The following is a 23,587-nucleotide window of genomic DNA, read 5'->3' as shown; positions in this document are numbered from 1 at the left end:
AATATAACTTTTTATTAATTCATTGAAAAACATAAAAATATAGTATTTGACAAGCAAAATGATCAAAGCTTATGCTATTCATTATGTTTTAAATGCTAAATTAAGTTTTATATATAAAACAAATAAGGATGCAAAAATGAGTTGGATCTCAGTTTGTCAGCAAGATGACATTACCGAAGACGAGCCGAAAGCCATAGAAGTCGAGGGTAAGAAAATTGGTGTTTTTTTTATCGATGACAATTATTTTGCGATCGAGAATGTTTGCCCACATGCCTTTGCGTTACTAACAGAAGGTTTTATTGAAGATCAAACCGTGGAATGCCCATTACATGAGGCAATTTTTGATATTCAAACAGGTGAGTTAAAAAGTGGACCGGGATGTCGTGATTTGTGTACTTATCCCGTACGTGTTGAAGGGCAGGACGTTCAAATTCAACTATAAGTCTTATTTATAAGGATGGAATCTCATGAAAACATTTAATGAGAAGCTAGCGAACTGGATTCATGCCACGCCAGCGACCGAAGCAGGGATCAACAATATTCAAATACCAGGACAGCCAGAGCTTTTGGTTTGGCAAACACGTTATAAAGTGCCAACAGTCTATGAGCAGGATTTTGTTCAACATTTAATTCAAGCCTTTTCTTCAGGCGTAACAGAACTTACCGATTTAATTCAATCTTTAAATCAACAAGGTTTTCGTTGCGAGTCTGGTGAACTTTGGACTTCTGAAACATTTTCTGAAGAAATGCAACGTTTAGGTTATTGATTCAAGGAAGAACAGTGATGAATGCAGCAGTAACAGTGACTCCGAGTGTTGAGGAGTATTTAGATTTAGGTTTACGTGATCAATGGCATCCTGTACTGGCAAGTTGGGAAGTCGCAGCCAATCCTGTGGGTATTACCCGTTTAGGTGAAAATATCGTGGTTTGGCGTGATGACCAAGGTCAGGTGCATGCTTTAGAAGATCGTTGTCCGCACCGTGGTGCGCGTCTTTCTTTAGGTTGGAACTTAGGTAATCGCGTGGCATGTTGGTATCACGGCGTTGAAGTTCGCCATGATGGCAAGGTTGAAGATGTACCCGCAGTACATGAATGCCCAATGAAAGGCACAACCTGTGTGAAAAGCTACCCAGTGATTGAGCAACATGGTGCAATTTTCCTGTGGTTTGGCATTGATCCAAATGAAGTCGCTAAACCACTTGATTTTCCTGAGCAATTGGCGAGTGGGGAGTGGAGTTCATTTCTATGCCAAGCAGATTGGAAGGTCAATCATCAATATGCGATTGATAATGTAATGGATCCAATGCATGGCACCTATTTGCATTGTACCTCGCACTCAATGGCGGACGGTGAGCGTACTGCAGAAATGAAACACCGCTCAACTGAAAATGGTTTTGTCTTTGAAAAAGAAGGGCAAACAGGGGTCAATTTTGACTGGGTTGAATATGCCAATACCGGTGCAAGTTGGTTGCGTCTTTCGATTCCTTATCGTAAAGATTTTGGTCCAGGCGGTGAGTTTTGGATTGTGGGTTATGCCACACCGATTGATGCTCAAAATACCCGTGTTTTCTTCTGGCGTTGTCGTAAAGTCAGTGGTTGGCAACGTAATGTTTGGCGTTTTCTTTATCGCAATCATTTAGAAAAACTGCATTGGGATGTCTTGGAACAAGATCGAATTATTTTAGAAAATCTTGCGCCAAACGCACGTCAACATGAATTCCTCTATCAACATGATGTCGGTTTATCGCGCTTACGCCGTTTAATGAAAAAAGAAGCGGAAAAGCAGTTAAAGAAAATTGCGAGCTTGAATAGCTCAAACCGTATTGAAATGCAGGAACAAGTTCATGGTTAATGTCGCATTGTTGCAGGGCAAGAAAGTCTTTGTTACAGGCGCAGCAAGAGGCTTGGGACGAGACTTTGCACAGGCCATTGCCGAAGCAGGTGCTCAAGTGGTCATGGCGGATATCTTGACAGATCTTGTGCAACAAGAAGCAGCAGTATTGCAGGCACAGGGTTTACAGGTGACTGCGGTCACGATTGACTTGGCTGATGCTGATTCGATTCAACAGGCTGTTCAGCAAGCAGCTGAACATTTAGCTGGAATAAATGGTTTGGTGAATTGCGCTGCACTTGCGACCAATGTGGGTGGTAAAAGCTTGATGGATTATGACGCCGATCTATGGGACCGGGTCATGAACATCAATGTCAAAGGGACGTGGTTGGTCACCAAAGCATGTGTGCCATATCTCAAGCAGTCCGATGCAGGCAAGGTAATTAATGTGGCATCGGATACGGCTTTATGGGGCGCACCTAACTTGATGGCTTATGTTGCAAGTAAAGGTGCTTTGCTGGCAATGACCCGTTCGATGGCAAGAGAGTTAGGGCCATTTAATATTTGTATCAATACGCTTTCTCCAGGATTGACGCTGGTTGAAGCAACAGAATATGTACCGCAAGATCGTCATGATTTATATGTAAATGGTCGTGCGATTCAACGTCAGCAGTTACCACAGGATCTGAACGGAACAGCACTTTATTTACTTTCGGATTTGTCCTCATTTGTGACTGGACAGAATATTCCTGTAAATGGTGGTTTTGTCTTTAATTAAGGAATTGTTTCATGATTACAGGGATTGAGATTTTAAAGTTTGGCGTTGAGGATCGGGCTGCTTCAAATAAATTTTTGGCAGATTTTGGTTTAAAGCCAAGCCAATCAGATATTGAGGGTACGGATCTTTATCAAACCCAGAACGGCAGTAAAATTTATTTATTTGATTGTGATGATCCGCGTCTACCACAGGCCATCGAGTCAGGCTCAACTTTACGTGAAGTGACTTGGGGCTTGGATGATGCAGCACAGGATTTGGCTGATTTAGCGACTCGCCTGAAAGATGTAGATGGTTATCAAGCCACGGCTGACATGCTGCAATGCTTAGACCCAAATGGGATGACCATTCGCTTTCAAGCTAGCTTTACCCAAGAGCTACCTGCGTTAAAAACAGAAGGGATTAATCAATACGGCAGTATCACTCGTGTCAATGCAGCCAGTCCAGTGTATGAAAAAGGGCAACCTGTTGCGATTGGACATGTCGTGTTCTTTACCCCAGATTTAGAAAAAACAGAATCGTTCTATATCGAAAAGCTCGGTTTCTTCTTATCGGATGCTTATCGTAATCGTGGTGCTTTTTTACGTTGTCGTGGCAAAGGCTATCACCATGATTTGTTTTTGCTTTCGGTACCCAATAAACCTGCTGGACTCAATCATGTGGCCTTTGTGGTGCGTGATATTCATGAAGTGATTGGCGGTGGCTTAAACATGAACCGTTCTGAATGGTCTACTTTTATTGGTCCGGGTCGTCATCCAATTTCTTCGGCTTACTTCTGGTATGTCAACTCACCTTTGGGTGGTGCATTTGAATACTACACCAATGATGATTATTTGACGGAAGAATGGCAACCACGTGTTGAAGAACATTGTTTAGAACTCTTTACTGAGTGGGCGGTTGAAGGTGGTTTAGATGACCATACTCGTCGCCAAGTCAAACCTGTATAAGCAGTTGGAACAGGGAGATTAAGCTATGCAAAGAATAGTCATCGTTGGCGCAGGACAAGCTGCGGGTTGGGCAGTAAGCACACTCCGTCAACATGGATTTCTAGGTGAAATTCATGTGGTATCCAATGAGGAACGGGCATTTTACGAACGCCCACCCCTGTCAAAACAAGTCCTCTCCAAAGAAGCTAGTTATGACAGTTTGCATCTGTTCTCTGCTGAACAGATGCAAGATTTTAACATTGAGTGGCACAAACCCGCTGTGGCAACACAAGTGGATCGCCAACAAAAACATGTGGTTTTAGAAAGCGGTCAAGTTTTGCCTTATGACAAATTATTGATTGCAACAGGAAGCCGAGCACGTGTACCAGTCAATACATGGCAATTTATTCCCAATGTGGTGACTTTACGTAATGTACAAGACTGCGAACGTTTAGCCGAAATCTTACAACATACGCAAAAGTTAGCAGTAATTGGTGGTGGTTGGATAGGCTTAGAAATTGCAGCAACGGCACGGAAACAAGGCAAACAAGTGCATGTTTTTGAATACGGTGATCGACTTTGTGCACGTAGCGTTAGCCCGGATGTATCTGAATTTTTGCAAAATATGCATCAACAACAAGGTACTCAGATCCATTTAAATAGTAAAAATGTGCATTTGATTGAAGCAGGTCAACAGCAAGTTGAAGTGGTTAATCATCCAAATGCCAGTGAACTGTTTGATTGTGTAGTGGTGGGTGCGGGTGCAGATATTGCCAAAGAGCTGGGTGTGAGTGCGGGTTTAGACGTTAAAGATGGCATTGTTGTCAATGCTTTTGGACAAACTTCAGACCAAGACATTTATGCCGCAGGTGATGTGGCGATACATCCAAGTTTGGGCTATTGCATTCAGTCTTGGGCCAATGCGCAAAATCAAGCCATTGCCACGGCAAAGTCAATGTTAGGTATGGATACGGAATATCTGGATATTCCTTGGTTATGGTCAGACCAGTATCACTACAATATTCAGATTTTAGGGACTTACCAACCTGAAAAAACCAAGCAGATTGTGCTACGTCAAAACGCAGCAGATCAGTGCAGTTATCTTTATCTGGATGAGCAAAACTGTTTGATCAACATGATTGCGATCAATGACTCAAAACTGGTCAAACTGGCAAAGCGCTGGATGCAATCCAATACCGTGTTAGACCCCAAATTATTAGCAGACCCTGAATTTAATGTAATGAAATTAAAACCGTAAACATTAAATCCGGTTCATGACTCAATCGAAGGAATGAAATATGAGTAATGAAGAGAAAAGTGGATTGAAGCATTGGGTTCCTGCTTTTGTCCTGATGATCTGTGTCGTTCTGGCATTTTTCGACAAAATTAGTATCGCAGTCTTGTTTGCGGACCCGCACTTTCAGGGCGCGATGGGGATTGCCCAAGACAAAGCAAAGCTTGGATGGTTAATGACCAGCTTTTTATTGGCTTATGGTTTTTCCTCTGTGTTTTTAAGCTTCTTAGGCGATATTTTTAGCCCTAAAAAAATGCTGTTTTGGAGCGTCTTATCTTGGGGGATACTCATGTTCTGTATGGGTTTTACCACCAACTATACAGGGATGTTGATTCTCCGCGTTCTGCTTGGATTAGCTGAAGGCCCATTATTTGCCTTGGCTTATACCATCGTGAAACAAACCTATACAGATCGTCAGCAAGCACGTGCTTCCACCATGTTTTTGTTGGGTACACCGATCGGTGCCTTCTTAGGTTTTCCAATTACCGCGGCTGTTCTCGCAAACCATGATTGGCATACCACCTTCTTTGTGATGGCTGGTTTAACTGTAATTGCACTGATTGCGATTGTGTTTGGCTTACGTAATTTACAACTCAAGAAAACCATTGAGCTGGAATCGACCAGTAAACGTGTCAATTTTAAAGGGCATATCCATAACACCAAAGTGCTATTACAGAACGGTTCATTTTGGTTGGTGTGTATTTTCAATATTGCACTGATGACTTATCTGTGGGGATTAAACAGTTGGGTTCCATCCTACCTGATTCAAGACAAGGGCTTTAACCTTAAAGAGTTTGGTATTTATTCAAGTTTCCCATTTATCGCCATGTTGATTGGTGAAGTGATTGGTGCATTTCTTTCTGACAAGTTAGGTCGTCGTGCCATTCAAGTTTTTAGTGGCTTATTGGTGGCCGGCATCTTTATGTATGTCATGGTCATTATGACAGATCCAATTTTAGTGATTGTTGCAATGTCTCTTAGCGCAATGGCTTGGGGCTTTGGTGTCGCAGCAATATTTGCACTACTTGCTCGTGTGACCACTGCTGATGTGGGCGCGACTGCGGGTGGGATTTTTAATGGACTGGGTAATTTTGCCAGTGCAATTGCACCCGTTCTGATCGGTTACATCGTGATGCAAACCCACAGTTTTAATTTAGGAATTACCTTCTTAGCAGCAGTTGCTGTGATTGGATCGTTCTTCTTAGTTCCTTTACTAAAACGTTATTAATTCAAGATATCTAGGAGTTAAAACATGACTACTCAACAATTCGAATCATGGTCACAGCCTGAAGGTACAAGCTTACAAGATTGGTTAAATACCCGTATCGCACGTTTTGAAACACGTAAATATGATTTTGATGCCTTGAAGTTCCAAGCGGACTATGACCCCAAATATCGTCGTGCCCAAATGCGTTATATGGGCACAGGTGCAACAGGTGTAGTCAATGATGGCAACACCGTTCCAGCAGAAAACTTCACTTTTTCAACCATGGTTTTACCTCCGCAGTGCGAAGGGCCTTTGCATATTCATCATGATGTTGAGGAAGTGTTTTTTATGTTGCGTGGTGAGATTGACCTGTTTATCGAACATAACGGCGAAAAATTTCAAACCAAACTTAAAGAGCGTGATCTGATTTCAATTCCACCTGGAATTTACCGTGGCTTGTTTAATCCGGGTCAGGAAGATGCCTTGATGTGTGTGATGTTAGGTGCGGGTAAACCGACTATTCCGAACTATCCACCAGAACATCCATTGTCGCAAATCAAACGTTGATTGAATCGACAAAACCCAGCCCTACAGCAAAGGAATCCAGCCATGACATTGCTTGATCGATTAGCCAAATATCCAGTCAAAACCATTGTAGTGGATGGTCAAGTACACGCCTATCGTGAGGCGGGTCAAGGCCAGCCATTGATTTTGCTACATGGGATTAGTTCGGGTTCTGCTTCATGGATCAATCAGCTCGATGTACTGAGTCAGTCTTTTCGTGTGATTGCTTGGGATGCACCGGGTTATGGCTTATCGGAAGGTTTAAATACAACGCAACCGAATGCAGAAGATTATGCACAACGTTTGTTGGGTTTAATCGATGCTTTGGCAATTTCGCAAGCCATTTTGGTTGGTCATTCCCTTGGGGCTTTACAGGCCAGTGCTTTTGCTCATCTTTATCCTGAACGTGTACAGACTTTGCTGATTGCCAATGTGGCACAAGGTTATCAACGTTCAGATGAGGAAAGCAAATCACAGGTTTATCAAAAACGACCAATGCTGTTGAAAAGCTTAGGTCATGCAGGCATGGCGGCAAGTCGTGGACCGCATTTAATTTATAAACAAGACGCTCAAGCTTTGGCTTTGGTCACAGCAGTGATGCAGGATTTGACCTTAGACGGTTTTACCCATGCATCGTATTTGTTGGCCTATGACGAAATTAGAAATTATTTAACAGATATTCGTGTTCCTTGCGTCGTGATTGCAGGCGATCAGGACCAAATTACACCTGCACAAGGTATTCAAGACCTTGCCGCAGAAATGCAATTGAGCCGATGTCATCTGATTACAGATGCAGGTCATCTGAGTTATGTCGATCAACCACAACAGTTTAACGACATTATTTTATCGGCACGTTAAGACTCAAACGAGAGAAAAATATGAGCTTCCAAGTTGAAGGAAAAGTAGCAGTAGTAACAGGTGGCTCGTCAGGCATTGGTTTGGCTGCTGTCGAAATTTTAGTTGCAGAAGGTGCCAAAGTGGCATGGTGTGGTCGGGATGAACAGCGTCTAGCAGAATCAAAAAATTATATTTTGGAAAAGTATCCGCAAGCCCATATTTTTACTCAAGCCTGCAATGTTTTAGACAAACACGATGTAAAACGCTTTGCACAACAGGTCAATCAAAATTTAGGCAATGTCGACATGTTGATCAATAACGCAGGTCAAGGGCGTGTATCCAATTTTGAAGACACCCAAGATGAAGATTGGATGAAAGAAATTGAATTGAAGTATTTCAGTGTCTTGCATCCTGTCCGTGCATTTTTAGATGATTTAAAAAATTCGGCGTGTGGATCAATCACCAATGTCAATTCCTTACTGGCCTTGCAACCTGAACCACACATGATCGCGACTTCATCGGCACGTGCCGCTTTGCTGAATTTAACTCATTCCTTAGCACATGAATTTAGCCAATATGGGATTCGGGTGAATTCAATTTTATTGGGCATGGTGGAGTCAGCACAGTGGAAACGCCGTTTTGAAACACGTTCAGATAGCCAAGCGTCATGGGAACAGTGGACAGGCAATATTGCAAAAAACCGTGGTATTCCAATGCAACGTCTAGGTAAACCTGAAGAACCAGCACACGCTTTGGTGTTCTTGGCTTCACCATTGGCATCCTATACCACTGGTTCAGCCTTGGATGTTTCTGGTGGATTTAACAAACATTTATAAGGTGTGCCCATGAAACAGTTGATGATGATTGGTTTCGGTGCAATGGCAGCAGAAGTGTACGCACATATGCCACAAGATTTACAGCTTAAATGGATTGTGGTGCCTGCACGCAGTGTTGAAAAAGTACAGGCACAAGTATCCGCTCAGGTACAGGTAATTAGTTCGATTGATCAATGCCTTGGCACGCCTGATTATGTAATCGAAGTTGCAGGCCAAGCGGCGGTAAAAGAACATGCCCAAAAGGTGTTAGAGAAAGGTTGGACCATTGGTCTGATTTCAGTGGGAACCTTAGCCGATAGCGAATTTTTCTCTCAACTGAAACAGACTGCGGAACAACACGATGCCCATTTACATCTTTTAGCGGGTGCGATTGCGGGGATCGATGGTATCTCTGCGGCAAAAGAAGGTGGTTTGGAAAAGGTCACCTATAAAGGCTGTAAAAGCCCGAAGAGTTGGCGTGGCAGTTATGCTGAACAATTGGTTGATCTCGATCAGGTCAGTGAAGCTATGGTTTTTTTTCGTGGTACAGCCAGAGAAGCAGCACTGAAGTTTCCAGCCAATGCCAATGTTGCAGCAACCATTGCACTCGCAGGTTTAGGCATGGATGAAACCATGGTTGAGCTTACGGTTGATCCAAAAACCAATAAAAACAAGCACACCATTGTGGCAGAAGGCGTGTTTGGTGAAATGACCATTGAATTGGTGGGTGTACCTTTGGCAAGTAATCCCAAAACCTCAACTTTGGCTGCGCTTAGCGTGATTCGTGCATGTCGCAATAGCGTTGAAGCAATTCAGATTTAAAAGGATTTGATCATGGTAAAGGAAATTTATATCGCAGGTGAATGGCGATTAGGTAAAGGCAATACGATTCAAAGTCTGTTTCCAGCAGATCAATCTGTAAATGCTGAAATTTCTACAGCGAGTTTAGATGATGTCAATGAAGCAATTGAAAAAGCAGATTTGGCATGGCGACAAGCAGGCTGGCGCAATAGCATGCCACATGAACGTGCGCGTATTTTGTATAAAGTGGCAGAGATTATTGAAGCGCGTGTAGATGAGCTTGCAAAATTACAAACCCGTGATAATGGTAAGCCACTGGCTGAAACACGTGGTTTAGTGATGAGTGCAGCCGCGACAGCACGCTATGTTGCCGCAGCATGTGAAACGCTGAATGATGAACTCACCACACAACGTGCGGCTGACTTTATGACCATGAGTGTGCATGAACCTGTCGGTGTGGTGGCCGCGATTACACCGTGGAATTCACCGATTGCCAGTGAAGTTCAAAAACTTGCCCCTGCGATTGCTGCTGGAAATGCGGTGATTCTTAAACCGGCAGAGGCAACGTCTTTAATTGCCTTGGAACTCGCCAAAATCTTTGAACAAGCAGGACTGCCAAAAGGCTTACTCAGTGTTTTAGTGGGGCGTGGTTCTGTAATTGGTGATGCCATCGTAAAGCATCCTTTGGTTCGCAAAATTTCATTTACTGGCGGAACCACTACAGGGCGTCATTTGGCTCATCTTGCCGCAGATAAATTGATTACCACCTCATTAGAGCTTGGTGGAAAATCCCCTACGATTGTTATGCCTGATGCAGATATTGAATTGGCTGCTAAAGGTGTGGCTTATGGGATCTTTAGTTCCGCAGGACAAGCCTGTATTGCAGGTTCACGACTCTTCGTGCATCACAGTATTTACGATCAGTTCCTTAAGCGTTTGGTTGAAATTACCAAAGCTTTACGAGTGGGACATCCAGAAACAGCGGGTGTACATTTGGGCTCTTTAATTAATCCAAAGCATTTGGCTTCTGTCGATGCCTATGTGCAATTGGCCAAGCAAGAAGGTGGTCAAGTTGTAGTGGGTGGTCAAGCGCTGACGGATGGTGATTTGGCGAAAGGAAGTTATTACTTACCGACCATCATCACGGGCTTAAATAATACTGCACAAACCTGTCAAGAAGAGATTTTTGGTCCGGTCTTGGTGGTGATGAAGTATCACGATGAAGCTGATTTAATCACCCAAGCCAACGACAGTTGTTTTGGGCTTGCAGCAGGAATCTGGACTGAAAACTACCGTAAAGCTTGGCAAATTGCACGTGCTTTGGAAGTCGGTACAGTCTGGATTAATACCTATAAAAAATTCTCTATTTCGGCACCGTTTGGTGGCTTTAAAGAAAGTGGTATCGGGCGTGAAAAAGGGCGTTTAGGTATTTTGTCTTATATGCAGCAAAAAAGTATTTATATGGGATTAAGCGAACAGCCAAATCCTTGGTGTGAATAATAAATTCATGGAATGAAAAAGTTTTCGAGGAATAAACAATGACAGAACGTGTAAATGTAGGCGAAGCAATCGCGCGTGTTTTAGAAGCACACCAAGTGGAAAGTATCTATGGGGTGATTTCAATTCATAACCTACCAATTGCAGATGCCGTAGGGCGTCGTGAAAAAATTCGTTTTGTGGCAGCGCGTGGCGAAGCAGGTGCAGTCACGATGGCAGATGGTCACTCACGCTTTAAAGGTTTAGGGGTTGCTTTGACCAGTACCGGTGCAGGTGCAGGCAATGCAGTAGGCTCATTGATTGAAGCGATGAATGCTGGGAGTCCTGTGTTGCATTTAACTGGGCAAGTTGAACGTGAATATCTTGATCGTGATGCTAGCTTTATCCATGAAACCAAAGATCAACTGACCTTCTTACGTGCTTCAAGCAAAGCTGCATTTCGTATTACCAGCCCAGACAATGCTGTGGGTGTAATTCGTGAAGCAATTCGTGTTGCAACCACAGTACCGATGGGGCCTGTAAGCGTTGAGCTCCCGATTGATGTGCAAGCTGCAGAAATTGACTTGCCATTGAATTTAGGTCCTGTCAAAGCGCTTGAATTACCGCAGGCTGAGCAAGTTGAAATTGATTTAATTGTTGAAGAAGTTAAAAAAGCCAAACGCCCCATCTTTTGGATTGGTGGTGGCACGTTAAATAGTGTTGATGAGGTGAAAGCCATTGCAGATCTTGGGATTCCTGTTGTTTCTTCGACCCATGCCCGTGGTGTGTTAGCAGATGAGCATCCACGCAGTTTAGGTGCATTCCATAACTCAGCAGGGGTTGAGCAACAGTTAAAACAGGCTGACTTATTGGTGGTGGTGGGCTCGCGTTTACGCAGCAATGAAACCAAAACCTATTCGGTACAGTTCCCTGATAATCTGATTCAGATTGATGCCAATCCAGTGGCGCAGCAACGTAATTATAAAGTTCGTAACTTCATTTGTGCTGATGCCAAAGATGTATTACAACGTGTGCTCACAGGGCTAAGCGGTATCTCAAAAGTTGATGCAGATTATGATGCAGCGGTTGTTGCAGCAAAACAGTCCGCTATTGAGGCACTGCGTACTCAGCTGGATCAATATGCACTGATCTGTGATCACTTACGTGCGGCACTGCCACAAGATGGCATCTTTGTACGTGACATTACCATGTCAGGCAGTACTTGGGGCAGCCGACTATTTCCAGTACAAGCACCGAATCAAAATATTCACTCACTTGCAGGGGCAATTGGTCTTGGTTTAGCCACGGCAATTGGCGCTTCGATTGCCAATCCAGATAAAAAAGTGATTGGTCTCGTGGGCGATGGTGGTTTGATGCTCGGTATCGGTGAGATTGCCACCATGGCGCAAGAAAATACCAACATGGTGCTGATGATCATGAACGATGGCGGTTATGGCGTAATGCGTGGTATTCAAAAGAATTACTTTGGTGGGCGTCAATATTTCAACGAATTGCATACCCCAGATTATAAAGTCTTAGGGGAAGCAATGGGAGTGAAAAGCTGGAAAGTGGGCAGTGCAGATGAGTTTAAAAGCGTGATTCAACAAGCAGTCGATTTTCAAGGGCCAAGTGTGATCGAATTGGATATGAATTCGATTGGACCACTGAACTTTGCAGGACCGCCGCAGAAAAAACTCTATTAAACCCAGTTGAACATTCGATGTTGGCATCGGATGTTCAGTAAATTCACCAGCAAATTTTTTTGCTCAAAATACAATAAAAACTATGTTTTATAGGTAAAACAAAAGTCCAACAGGATCGTTGGAACACAAGGGAAGGAAGCAATTATGAAAAAGACAGCTATCGCGATACTACTTGCAGCATTGTATTTGGGTACCACATCCAATGTTTTGGCGCAAAGCTCAGCATTAGAATGGAAAAGTGAAGATGAGACGGACTCTATAAAATTGGGTGGCGTGGTGCGATTAAACCAACGCTATGAAAATTGGGAAGGACCGAATGATGGCTTTGGCAAACTCTATTTTGATATTTTTAGAGTCGATGTCAAAGGTAAATTTGACGATGCCTATTTTAATGCAAGCTACTTGTTTCAAGACCAAGAGAAACGCTCGATCGAAAAAGCCTACGTGGGCTACAATTTAGATCAACAGAATAGTTTAGAAGCCGGCTTTGTATATAAACCTTTTGCGATTTATCCTTATCCGCAAAATGGTTGGACTTACCATATCCCATTCTTTTTGGGCTATGGCAATAACATTGCGCCAGGTTTGAACTGGAATTTTCATAATCAGGACTGGGATGTAAAACTGGGCTATTACCCAGAAATGCTGGCAACCAATCTGCGCTATTCGCCCGAAATTGCCACTTATGATGACCTAGCCGACAATGCATTTCCAAGTCAAAAAGCTTATCAAAATGAAAAGCGCCATCAATTCAATACGCGGATTGTGCGCAAGTTAGACACCAAGGTGGGTAAGCAGGAAGTCGGGGTATCGGGGGCAATTGCGCAATTGCATAATAAAACCACCGATAAAAATGGCCAATATTACGCAGTGGGTGTGCATAGCGATAACAATTACAAACGCTTTAATTTACAAAGCTCTGTGATTCATTATCAATATGATGCAAAGAACCCTGACGGGGTCAATAATGATATGACTTTAATGGGGAATAATGGATTTACCCCTGCTTATTTTATTGCCTCTGAAGCGACAGTTGCCAGTTTAAATCTTGCCTATACCTTACCTATGCAAAATATGGGCAAACTCAAAGCGATCCGTTTCTACAATGATTATAGTTATATGGATAAGAAACGTGATGATTGGTCGGATTCTCAAATGAATACCACTGGGATGATGTTTATTGCGTCACCCTTTATGGTGTGGGCCGATTATACTTGGGGGAAAAATGCCAATATTATTGGTGGTGCAATGAATTCAACCGGTTTTAGCTCGACCGTTTCACCCTATAGTGACCAATGGTTGTATCGTATCAATTTAAACCTTGGATTTAGTTTTTAGAAAGCTGATTTGGGAATTGATTTGTTTGTTATGCCGATATTTACTGTGGCAATAACCGCTTTGTTGCACTTAGATTTAAACTCCGCTGGATGACATTTACTTATTATTTGAGTATTTGTCAAATGAGAATCTGTCAAAGCAGCGGATCGGCTATGTATGCAACAAAGCATGTTTATCGGATCAATTTTATAACTTCACAAGCGCATACGACGATCGGTTACGCTTGTTTTGCTAAGGCCATCAACGACTTCAATTGCTGAACTTCCAGTGGGGTGGCATGTTGTAATGGCTTTCTTGGTTCACCTACAGAAAAACCTAATTCATTTAAACCTGCTTTGACTGTTTTCGGTAGGCCGCCTTGTACAATAAAGCGCAACAAAGGCAATTGACGATAAAACAAGGCTTTGGCGTGGTCTAAATCACCATCTTTGACTGCCTGATATAACTGACTTGGTAGCTGACCGAGTAGATTTGGCGCCACAGTACACCAACCACTTGCCCCTGCACAAAATGCCTCAAGCGCTAAAGGATTACAGCCATTATAAAAGGGCAACTGTCCTTGAGATAATTCATGAAATTTATGCATGCGCTGAATATCACCCGTACTGTCTTTAACCATGCAAATATTCTCAATTTCTTGAAACATTTTCACGATCAATTCTGGTGACATATCTACGCCACTGGTTGCTGGGTTGTTATAGACCATGATCGGCAGTTTGGTCGATGCGGCAATTTGCTGATAATAATCATAGATTTCTTGATCATTGAGTTTCCAGTAAGATACTGGGATCACCATAATTAGATCAGCGCCAAGCTCCTCGGCTTTTTGGGCTTTTTGAATTGCCATCGCCGTTGTGAGTTCAGAAATTCCCAACATGACCGGGACACGGTGATTAACGACTTCGATACTTTTTTGTGCGACTTGTTGCCATTCTTGCCAAGATAAATAAGCACTTTCACCAGCACTGCCCAATGGCACAATCGCATTACATTGTTGTTCTAGCAGAGCATTTAATGTGATGGTCAGTGCATCCACATCGACAGCTTGTGTGTCTGGGTGAAATGGTGTGATTGGGTATGCAATAATGCCTTCTAATTTCATTTTCATTACTCCTCGATACAGTCCGCATGATTTTTTAAAGCTTTACGCGCATAGTAGGCAAAATTGACATTATTACGCTTGTTGGTAGAGACCCAGTCATGAGCTTCTTTTGCCAGTTCATGTGGGATCGGTTGAATTTGTCCAGCAGCCATTGCCAAAAGCTGAAGTCGGGCAGCGCGTTCAATTAAAATGGCTAAGTTGCAAGCCTCTTCAATGGTTTTACCTGCCACCAGCTGACCATGATGTGACAGCAGTACAGCGCGGTTTTTACCTAAGGCTTCTGAAATAAAAATACCTTCTTCATTGCCGACGGGGACTCCCGGCCACTCTTCCACAAAAGAACAGTCTTCATATAAAGCGCAGGTATCCATTTGTGCGATCGCTAAGGGCACACGGAGCATCGACAACGCTGCAATATGTGTTGGATGGGTATGGATAATGCAATTCACTTCAGGATGTTGTTTATAAATCCATGTATGAAAGCGATTTGCAGGATTTGCCATGCCTTGTTGATCAAGTGGCTTTAGATCTTCATCAACTTCCAATAAGTTTTGCGCGGTAATTTCATCAAAGCCGAGACCAAAACGCTGGGTGATAAAGCTATTGCCTTGCGTGGTACGACAAGTGATTTGTCCCGCTAAGCCAGCATCATGGCCGTGGTCAAATAAAATACGGCAGGTTAATGCCAACTTTTGTCGATCTGTGTAGTTTGAATCTTGAATAAATTGCTGCATATTTTGCTGCGCATTTTGCATCAATTGCTGTTTATCTAGTTGTGCCGTTTGCATAAATAAAACCTCTCGCTGAGTTGATTTTCACATCGCCTAAGTACAGAATAAAAATTCTGTGGATGGATTAAAATATCCAGTTTCTAAAACTTATATGGGCCAGAGAGTTATGCGTCAGCCTTGGAAAATTCGGTTACATTTAGAAGATCGTGAGGAAAAGACCCTTTTTTTAAAGTTGGCAAATCAGATTATTCAAGAGATTTTATCTGGCAGAATTACTCAGGCAACACGCTTGCCAGGTTCACGTACACTGGCGGATGAACTCGGGATTAACCGAAAAACCGTACAATCGGTATATGAAGATTTGGAGGCACAGGGTTGGCTGGTTTCAAAAGCTAGGCAAGGCACCTTTGTCTCTGAGAATTTACCGGATTTAAAAGCGCAGTCATCGCCTACACTTGATCAACCTAATTCCACACCCGTTTTACCAACTCAGGTGCTGATCAAAAATGATGGTGTGCCAGATAATCGGCTGATCCCGTATGAATTGTTTTCACGGGCTTATCGGCATGCATTGATTCAAGTAACACGCCATCAAACCATGGGATATGGAGATCCGCAGGGCAGTTTAGAACTTCGTCAAGCCTTATTAAAGATGTTGTCTATGGAGCGTTTTATACAGACCTCTATGGAAAACATTTGTGTGGTTCGAGGCAGTCAAATGGGGATTTTTCTAGCTGCGCGGGTTCTGGCTCAACATCAGTCTCAGCGTCATATTATTGTGGTAGAGCAATGGGCTTACCCACCTGCAGTGGAAACATTTCTGTCTAATCATTATCAAATTATTCGCGTGCGTTTGGATAAGCATGGTCTAGATACCAATCATTTAACTGAAATTTTGTCCAGCCATGCTGTTGCTGCGGTTTACACCACACCTCATCATCAATATCCAACGACAGTGACGATGTCTATGGATCGAAGATTAAAGCTGTTAGAGCTGTCTAAAGCCTTTGATTTTTATATTATTGAAGATGATTATGACCATGAGTTTCATTATGACAGCCGCCCCATTCCGCCGTTAATTAGCTTACCGGCAGCAGACAAAGTGATTCATATCGGCTCTTTGTCTAAAGTGTTTGCGCCCAGTTTAAGAATTGGTTATGTGGTGACCAATGTGCAAATTATTCAGGCGATGAAACAAGACATTTTGCTGATCGATAAACAGGGCAATGCGATTACTGAATTGGCAATGGCTGAACTGATGCAGCAGGGTGAAATTAAGCGGCATATCCGTAAAATGCGTAAGATTTATCAGCAACGTAGAGACTTTGCTGTGAGGGCTTTTCAGCAGACTTTTGAGGAGTGGGTTGAAATAGCCCCACCCGCAGGCGGCATGGCGTTGTGGGTAAAGTTTAAGTTACCTTTTCAACAGCAGTTTTTAACGGTTTTAAAACAATTACATATTGATTCTGAATATGATTTTGGTTCGGAATGGCATCATTCCGATCACAGTTTCTATATTCGTTTTGGTTTTGCAGCCCTGACCGAATTGGAAATCCGTCAAACTGTTGAAAAGTTGTATCAGGTTTTTGTGAGCTGATGATGCTCAAGAAACTTAGAAAGTATTTTGAATCTTGTTGAACTGACTTTAGAAGGGTTTAAGCAAAAACCAGAAGCATTGTGTTTCTGGTTTTTTATGGATTAATTTAACGCCATACGATATTCAATGACCCCTGGTTTTTCAGCGATCCAGTCATAGAGTTTTTGCGCAGTTTGATTGCTTTGTTGAGTATGCCAATACAAGCGCGCGCAGGGTTGAACAATCGCTTGCTGTTGTACATATTCAATCAGGCGCTTGCCTACATGTTGACCTCTTGCCTGTGGAGAAACATATAAGTCTTCTAGATAGCAAAAGTTGGTCTCGGCCCATGTCGAGCGATGGATCACGTAATGTACAAAGCCGAGAACATGCTCAGCTTGTTTAGCAACAGCACAATAGATCGGTTCTTGATCATCAAAAAAACGTTGCCAAGTGGTTTGCGTAACAGTATTGGATAAAACCACTTTGTAAAAGTCTTGATAAGCCAGCCAATACTCCACCCATTGTTTATAGTCTTGTTGTGCAACAGGCACAATTTGAACCACTAAATTTTCCACAGGTATTCTCCAGTCATCGGGAAAGAAAGAGGAGAAATGAGTTTAAGTGTGATTGTGGTATTGAAATAAGATACACTTTAAGTATTTTTAATAGTACCAGTTTTACTTATGGCGACAGCAGCATCGGCTTATTTCCCCCATTTGATCTTGCCTAAAGGGGTGATTAAAGAGGGTTTATATAGTGTTTTACGTGTTGCAATTTTAGATGGTCGACTGGCTTCTGGAACCAAACTGCCCTCTAGTCGTGTCTTGGCGGAAATGATGTCGATTTCTAGAAATTCAGTCTTGGCTGCAATGGATCGTTTACTGGATGAAGGCTATGTTGTGACTAAGCCAAGCTCTGGTACTTATGTCGCAGAGCTGATTCCTGACCAATTAATTTCTATACAAGAGATAGCGACAGAATCTGCATCTGACATCTGTCACAAGCTAAATATTAATCCGCATATCGCAAATTTATTACCTGCTTGGCAGAAACAAAATGTATCTGGGCAGGGTGAAAAAATATTTCATGTCGGCGTTGGTTGTACCGATTTATTTCCCCATTCACTTTGGGGTAAATTATTGGGACGTGCTTGGCGGCAGTCTCATCAGCAATTGGGTCAGTTTCATGATTGTCGTGGCTATTTGCCTTTACGTCAGGCTATTTGTGATTATGTTCGTTCTACGCGGGGGCTAAAATGCGATGTACAACAAATTTTGATTGTAAATGGTACCCAACAAGCGATTCACCTTGCAGCTTATGCATTATTACAACCTTTGGATCAGATCTGTTTAGATGAGCCTGGCTATGATGCCGCTTTAAATATTTTTCGGAGTTTTGGCATCCAAGTTCATCCTGTATCAAGTGATCACGAAGGGATGAAAATTGCTGAGATTATTCAGCATTATTCCAAAAGTAAATTCATCTATACCGCACCCTCTCATCAGTTCCCTTTAGGTGGAACACTTAGTTTAAGTCGACGATTGGCCCTATTGGAATGGGCAGCGAGTCAGCAAAAATGGATTTTTGAAGATGATTATAACAGTGAGTTTAGATATGGAACGCACCCAATTCAAGCCTTACAGGGCTTAGACCAACAGCAAAGAGTGATCTATTCGGGTACTTTTTCTAAAATGATGTTTCCTGAGTTTCGACTTGGATTTATGGTGGTTCCAGAATCGCTGATAGAAACATTGAGTCTGGCAAAATATTATACCGATACGCGGAGTGCTTATTTAGAACAAGCGGCTTTGGCTTTGTTTATCAAAGAGGGGCATTATGCACGCCATGTACGTAAAGTGCGTAAAGCTTGCCAAGAACGTCAACAGGCATTAATTGCTGCGATTCAACAGTTTCTTGCAGATGTATTGACTGTTCAGCCAACCGACTCAGGGATTCATGTGATTTGTTGGCTAAAAGCCCCATGGACTGAGCAAAGCTTTATTGATCAGTGTCTTGCTATTAATCTGGCTGTTCAGCCTTTATCTCGCTACTGTCAACAGCCTTATGAAAAAGCTGCGGTATTGTTTGGCTATGCAGCGCATACTCCAGATGAGATTAGCATGAATATTCAGAAGCTGGCGCAACAGATCAAGCAGACCTAATACGGCTTCCTGTTTCATCTTCTATATTTCTTCATTTCCTATATAAAGCGCTAGCTGGTCTAGCTGTATAAGCATTGATGATAATTGTTGTACATCTGTTTATGTAATGTTATAACATAACAATAAATTACAATTCGGAATCCATGATGCGTCACCATACTTTAGCAATCGCTATTTCTTTACCGGTCTTTCCTGCATATGCGATTGAAAATAAACAGCTGACTGTACTTCCAGTGATTCGAGTCAATGCCGAAAATGATCCATTTATCAATCAAAGTATCATTGTAGAAAATAGAAATGCAGATAATAAAACTTTAGGTGATGCTTTAAAGCATCTTTCAGGGGTACAAAGCAGCGCTTTTGGTCCCAATTCAGGTGCGCCTGTGATTCGCAGTTTAAGTGGAAACCGGGTGCAGATTTTGGAAAATGGTCAGTCTATTTATGGAATGAATAGTATCAGCGGCAATATTAATATCCCTTTTGATCCTTTATTCACTCAATCTGTTACTGTCAATAAATCTTCAGACAGTGTGCGTTATGGTGGTAATGCCATTGGCGGAAGTGTGAATATTGATTCTGGTCTAATCGATACAGCGATGCCGAATAAAAGTTCTCAATTAGAGCTTGTAGCGAAAAAGGGCTGGAATGATTTTGATGCCAAAGGTTTTAAACTCAATCTCAATAACCAAAGTAACTTTTCTACCAATTTATTGTTTTCTAGCCAAGATATGTCAGCTTATAAAATTCCGGGAGAGGGTAAAGCGAGCGTATGTAATAGTGGTGTATTTCCAGCGACGGGTGGGGTAAATACAGCATTGGCAGATGCTTGCCAAAAAGAAGTACGCATTCAAAAAAATTATAATACTGCATCACAGCCTTATATTGACCAATTTATGACGGAAAATCCCGATTGGGCAGATGGTTCATTTTCCTTCTATACAGATAAACCTACCTCAGTTTGGAGTGGAAAAACCTATACCAATCCAGTAAACCCTAAATATGTACCCAATACCCAGCAATATACTGAAAACAAAATTAATAAAGATGTCACACCCAACTATAAAAACAAGCTGGGCAATAGCTATTTAGACAATCAACACTTTGCGATTGGAAGCACTTATTTTCTCAACAATGGACGTATTGGGCTCAGTGCTGATTCAAAAAAAAGTGAATATGGGGTACCCGGATTTTCTCTTGAAAATAAATCTTTTCAATCTACCAGTGACAGCATACCAGTCGGGGTGAAAACAGATCAGCGAAGATATGCCTTAGACAGCGAGTTTAATTTTAGCCCGTTGTTATTGAAACAAATACAATTTGATGTGAGTAAGAGCGTTAATACATCAGGGGAATATTTAGGATCAAAAATGGCCAATAACTATAAATTTGATACCCAACAGGCTGAATTATTACTGAAGCATAGACCTGTTGAATTTTGGAATGGTTTTATTGGCTTTAATCAGATTGATCGTAAAGTGGTAGGACATGGAAATTTACGTTATTTACCGAATATCAATACGCAAACACAAGCCGTGTTTATCAAGGAAAAATTAGACTTTGATTGGCTAGAACTCGATGCTGGTTATCGTAACGAAAAGGTTGAACATAAAATTCAAAAAAGTGATTTTGTACCATCCAGAAATTCACCGAATACAAAACTCACCGATACAAAATTTAATCTTGAAAGCTACAGTTTCGGTTCATACCTAAAATATAATGATCTATTGGGTTTAAAGTTGCGTTATTCAGTGTCAGATAGAGCGCCTGAAATTAATGAACTTTATGCCAGCCATCCACATTATTCAATTATGTTACAAGAAGAAGGTAACCAAAAACTCAAAGAAGAAAAATCCAAAAATCTTGAGTTAACAGGTCTGTTCAATTATAAAAATTTTAATTTTGAAGCGACTGTATATAAGATGAAATATGACAAGTATTTGTATTTGACCCATTCAGGGGCACAAATGCGTAATCGCTTGCCACTTAAATACTGGACTCAGACAGATGCTGAAATTACTGGATTTGAAATTGATTTAAAACAAAAGTTTGAACTCAATCAGTATGGCAATCTTTTGATCTCTGCTTTTGCTGACTTGGTGAAAAATAAAAACCTTAATCCAAACAAAACCAGTTTGGCAAATGATGGAAATTACTTACCCAACATGCCAACGAACCGTTATGGGCTAAACCTTGAATGGAATAAAAATGATTGGTCAGCACGCTTATCCAATATTTACTATGATCAAGCTCAGTATTTAGGCAAAAATGTGTCTAAAGAAATTCCATTGCCGTCTTATAACTTGCTGGATCTACAAATTCAGAAACACTTCAAATTACAAAATGCCAATTTTGATGTTTTCCTCAATGGATCTAATTTGTTAAATGAAGATGCACGACCACAGAACTCGCCATTAAAATACATTGCACCACTTCCTGGGCGTGGGGTACAGCTGGGTATAAGTATGAAAATTTAATCGCTTAATTTTGTTGGCTAAGTTTTATATGCTGGGTCTTAACTTAAGATTTATTATCGGGGTCAATAAGTTGCTGTTGTTGAGAAGACTTCAAGCAACGTGTTGGCCCCTTTTATTTTGATAGATTGAGAATGAAAAATTGATGTCAACAGACCCTAAAATTAATTTAAAAAATAGCTGTTAAAAATAATCTATTCGATTTAATCATTACAGTTTGATTTATTGCAGCATCAATTTTTTAACATGCAATGGCTGCTTCACGTTCAAAAATAGATTCAACACTTTCAAATGCCAAATGACAAGCATGGTTTTGATATTGTCGAGCATAACTGTTTACTGCACTTTCAAGGACTTGTAAAAAATCATTATAATTCTGTTCAAAGTCTAATAAGTCGAGTAAGTCTGATTTTTTGCTGTTATGGCAGTTATATTTTTGAATAAAATCAAGCATTAATTTTTGAATAGGGGCATGGGTAAAATAAATTAAATAAGTTGCTGCCGAACCACAATGCAAACAACCTTGTTCAAGATAAATTTCTTCACTGTTTAACCAGCAGCATTGTAAGGTAAAAAATGCTCGAATCGCTTCAGTCGCTAGAGTAGGCTGTTCCAAAGTGTTCACCAATTTTTCAGATAATGAAATTGATAATCATTATCAATTAAATTTTGCAAAAAGTCTATGTGATAATTGGTAAATTTTTTAAGTGTTGCTGTGAAATAACGGTACAAATTGATGTTTTTTAATGAGATGGTTTTAAAATAATGAAATTAATTGTTATATTATATCATAACGTTTAATTTGTTGTTTTTTTTATGTCTATTCCTTCGCAACGCTTACAAGCGATTGATGCATTACGAGGCTTGGTGATTTTGATTATGATGGTTGATCATGTCAGAGAAACTTTTTACCTCCATCATCAAGTTCCAGATCCAATGCTGATTCCAGGCACAGAAACGTCACTTTTCTTTAGCCGAATATTGGCCCATTTATGCGCTCCAGTATTTATTGTTTTGACAGGCTTATCCGCCTATCTCTATCAAGCTAAAAATAATAGTCTAGCGATGACACGTGAGTTTTTGATTAAACGCGGGTTATTTCTGATCTTTCTTGAGTTAGTGGTGATCAATTTTGCATGGACTGGCAAGTTTCCACCTGATGTGATTTATCTACAAGTGATTTGGGCGATTGGTTTAAGTATGCTGGCGTTGGCGGCTTTAATTGGATTGCCACAAAAATTATTATGGATAATCAGCATCGTGATTATTTTTGGGCACAATGTGCTTGATCAAGTGTCTTTTGAAAATGTACCTTTCATACAGAATTTATGGTTCATTATGCATGAACGGGGCTGGATTGAGTTTGGCAATCTGATTCGTATTCGAACCTCTTATCCTGTTTTACCTTGGATTGGTGTGATTACTTTAGGATATTGTATTGGTTCAAGTGTTTTTGCTTCATCTCAACAAAACCAATCAAGAAATACAAAATTACTCATTTTTGGTTTTCCCAGTATCGCTTTATTTTTGCTTTTAAGAGCGATCAATGTATATGGAGATCATGCTTGGACGGTCATGCCGACATGGACTGAAACATTCATGAGTTTTATGAATCTAACCAAATATCCACCATCTTTATTTTTCATTTTATGGAACGTTGGTGTTGGACTGGTTCTTTTGGTCTGTCTGCAAAAAATCGAAACAAAACCTTGGATCAAACCCTTGATCATATTTGGTTCTGTACCAATGTTTTTTTATATTGTTCACTTATATGTTTTAAAGGCTTTATATTTACTCGTGGTTGCCTTTTTGGGGAAAAATCATGGAGATTATTTTGGTGTCGATTCGGTGTCTACATTGTGGTGGATTGCGATTATTCTCAGCATAATTTTATATCCTTTAATGGTTAAATTTTCTGATTACAAACATAAAAACAAACATATCGCTATTCTTAAATACTTATAAGATAAGTTAA

22 protein-coding genes are annotated in these 23,587 nt (G+C 41.2%); 18 read left to right on the top strand and 4 right to left on the bottom strand.

Going from position 1 to position 23,587, the window contains the following annotated elements; all coding sequences use genetic code 11:
- Nucleotides 1–136 precede the first annotated feature (136 nt).
- From F981_RS01675 to F981_RS01610, 14 genes are all read left to right on the top strand, one after another.
- Nucleotides 137–442: a non-heme iron oxygenase ferredoxin subunit gene (locus F981_RS01675; protein WP_034615827.1), complete on the top strand. Its 306-nt coding sequence runs from the start codon at nucleotides 137–139 to the stop codon at nucleotides 440–442.
- 25 nt (nucleotides 443–467) lie between these two features.
- The gene (locus tag F981_RS01670; RefSeq protein ID WP_004717634.1) at nucleotides 468–767 is read left to right on the top strand and encodes a recombinase-like helix-turn-helix domain-containing protein; all 300 of its coding nucleotides are present in this window, start codon (nucleotides 468–470) and stop codon (nucleotides 765–767) included.
- Nucleotides 768–784: 17 nt separating this feature from the next.
- Complete coding sequence (locus F981_RS01665; RefSeq protein WP_004717632.1) at nucleotides 785–1,852, top strand: aromatic ring-hydroxylating oxygenase subunit alpha; 1,068 nt, start codon at nucleotides 785–787, stop codon at nucleotides 1,850–1,852.
- Entirely contained in the window at nucleotides 1,845–2,609 is a 765-nt protein-coding gene (locus F981_RS01660; RefSeq protein ID WP_004717630.1) for an SDR family oxidoreductase, read from the top strand. Before F981_RS01665 ends, F981_RS01660 begins: the two co-directional genes overlap by 8 nt.
- Nucleotides 2,610–2,620: 11 nt before the next feature.
- Nucleotides 2,621–3,553, top strand: a complete 933-nt coding sequence (locus F981_RS01655) for a VOC family protein (protein WP_004717628.1) — start codon at nucleotides 2,621–2,623, stop codon at nucleotides 3,551–3,553.
- A gap of 25 nt (nucleotides 3,554–3,578) precedes the next feature.
- The gene (locus F981_RS01650) at nucleotides 3,579–4,790 is read left to right on the top strand and encodes an NAD(P)/FAD-dependent oxidoreductase (protein WP_004717624.1); all 1,212 of its coding nucleotides are present in this window, start codon (nucleotides 3,579–3,581) and stop codon (nucleotides 4,788–4,790) included.
- A gap of 40 nt (nucleotides 4,791–4,830) precedes the next feature.
- Nucleotides 4,831–6,054, top strand: coding sequence for an MFS transporter (locus tag F981_RS01645; protein WP_004717622.1), 1,224 nt, complete (start codon nucleotides 4,831–4,833; stop codon nucleotides 6,052–6,054).
- A gap of 24 nt (nucleotides 6,055–6,078) precedes the next feature.
- Nucleotides 6,079–6,600: a cupin domain-containing protein gene (locus tag F981_RS01640; RefSeq protein WP_004717620.1), complete on the top strand. Its 522-nt coding sequence runs from the start codon at nucleotides 6,079–6,081 to the stop codon at nucleotides 6,598–6,600.
- Between the two features lie 42 nt (nucleotides 6,601–6,642).
- The gene (locus F981_RS01635) at nucleotides 6,643–7,455 is read left to right on the top strand and encodes an alpha/beta fold hydrolase (protein ID WP_004717618.1); all 813 of its coding nucleotides are present in this window, start codon (nucleotides 6,643–6,645) and stop codon (nucleotides 7,453–7,455) included.
- Nucleotides 7,456–7,475: 20 nt separating this feature from the next.
- On the top strand, nucleotides 7,476–8,270 hold the full coding sequence (locus tag F981_RS01630) for an SDR family oxidoreductase (RefSeq protein ID WP_004717617.1): 795 nt from the start codon (nucleotides 7,476–7,478) through the stop codon (nucleotides 8,268–8,270).
- A 9-nt stretch (nucleotides 8,271–8,279) separates the two neighbouring features.
- Nucleotides 8,280–9,071, top strand: a complete 792-nt coding sequence (locus F981_RS01625; RefSeq protein ID WP_004717614.1) for an aspartate dehydrogenase — start codon at nucleotides 8,280–8,282, stop codon at nucleotides 9,069–9,071.
- Between the two features lie 12 nt (nucleotides 9,072–9,083).
- Entirely contained in the window at nucleotides 9,084–10,550 is a 1,467-nt protein-coding gene (locus F981_RS01620) for an aldehyde dehydrogenase (protein WP_004717613.1), read from the top strand.
- 38 nt (nucleotides 10,551–10,588) lie between these two features.
- Entirely contained in the window at nucleotides 10,589–12,229 is a 1,641-nt protein-coding gene (locus tag F981_RS01615; RefSeq protein WP_004717610.1) for a thiamine pyrophosphate-binding protein, read from the top strand.
- Nucleotides 12,230–12,373: 144 nt separating this feature from the next.
- Nucleotides 12,374–13,567, top strand: a complete 1,194-nt coding sequence (locus tag F981_RS01610; RefSeq protein ID WP_004717608.1) for a hypothetical protein — start codon at nucleotides 12,374–12,376, stop codon at nucleotides 13,565–13,567.
- Between the two features lie 217 nt (nucleotides 13,568–13,784).
- On the opposite strand, the gene F981_RS01605 is transcribed toward F981_RS01610, so the two are convergent.
- Nucleotides 13,785–14,669: a dihydrodipicolinate synthase family protein gene (locus F981_RS01605; protein ID WP_004717606.1), complete on the bottom strand. Its 885-nt coding sequence runs from the start codon at nucleotides 14,667–14,669 to the stop codon at nucleotides 13,785–13,787.
- Nucleotides 14,670–14,674: 5 nt separating this feature from the next.
- Nucleotides 14,675–15,457 carry an aldolase gene (locus F981_RS01600; protein ID WP_004717605.1) on the bottom strand — a complete coding sequence of 261 codons (783 nt, stop codon included), beginning with the start codon at nucleotides 15,455–15,457 and terminating at the stop codon, nucleotides 14,675–14,677.
- 109 nt (nucleotides 15,458–15,566) lie between these two features.
- Here F981_RS01600 and pdxR (F981_RS01595) point away from each other — a divergent pair, with 109 nt between their 5' ends.
- On the top strand, nucleotides 15,567–16,997 hold the full coding sequence (pdxR, locus tag F981_RS01595) for a MocR-like pyridoxine biosynthesis transcription factor PdxR (RefSeq protein ID WP_004717602.1): 1,431 nt from the start codon (nucleotides 15,567–15,569) through the stop codon (nucleotides 16,995–16,997).
- Nucleotides 16,998–17,098: 101 nt separating this feature from the next.
- Here pdxR (F981_RS01595) and F981_RS01590 read toward each other — a convergent pair whose 3' ends face one another.
- Complete coding sequence (locus F981_RS01590; RefSeq protein WP_004717600.1) at nucleotides 17,099–17,554, bottom strand: GNAT family N-acetyltransferase; 456 nt, start codon at nucleotides 17,552–17,554, stop codon at nucleotides 17,099–17,101.
- A gap of 108 nt (nucleotides 17,555–17,662) precedes the next feature.
- Here F981_RS01590 and pdxR (F981_RS01585) point away from each other — a divergent pair, with 108 nt between their 5' ends.
- Together pdxR (F981_RS01585) and F981_RS01580 are read left to right on the top strand one after the other, a co-directional pair.
- The gene (gene pdxR, locus F981_RS01585) at nucleotides 17,663–19,141 is read left to right on the top strand and encodes a MocR-like pyridoxine biosynthesis transcription factor PdxR (protein WP_004717597.1); all 1,479 of its coding nucleotides are present in this window, start codon (nucleotides 17,663–17,665) and stop codon (nucleotides 19,139–19,141) included.
- A gap of 146 nt (nucleotides 19,142–19,287) precedes the next feature.
- Entirely contained in the window at nucleotides 19,288–21,615 is a 2,328-nt protein-coding gene (locus F981_RS01580; RefSeq protein WP_004717596.1) for a TonB-dependent receptor, read from the top strand.
- A gap of 238 nt (nucleotides 21,616–21,853) precedes the next feature.
- On the opposite strand, the gene F981_RS01575 is transcribed toward F981_RS01580, so the two are convergent.
- Nucleotides 21,854–22,228 carry a hypothetical protein gene (locus F981_RS01575; protein ID WP_016539422.1) on the bottom strand — a complete coding sequence of 125 codons (375 nt, stop codon included), beginning with the start codon at nucleotides 22,226–22,228 and terminating at the stop codon, nucleotides 21,854–21,856.
- 200 nt (nucleotides 22,229–22,428) lie between these two features.
- On the opposite strand from F981_RS01575, the gene F981_RS01570 reads away from it, so the two are divergent.
- A complete protein-coding gene (locus F981_RS01570; RefSeq protein ID WP_004717592.1) occupies nucleotides 22,429–23,577 on the top strand; it encodes an acetyltransferase domain-containing protein in 1,149 nt (382 codons plus the stop codon).
- The last annotated feature ends 10 nt before the right edge of the window (nucleotides 23,578–23,587 follow it).

The organism is Acinetobacter guillouiae CIP 63.46 (assembly GCF_000368145.1).
In the GTDB taxonomy this organism is placed as follows: Bacteria; Pseudomonadota; Gammaproteobacteria; order Pseudomonadales; family Moraxellaceae; genus Acinetobacter; species Acinetobacter guillouiae.
Note: the sequence above shows the minus strand (reverse complement) of the source record. Positions and strands in the feature narration are given on the sequence as shown.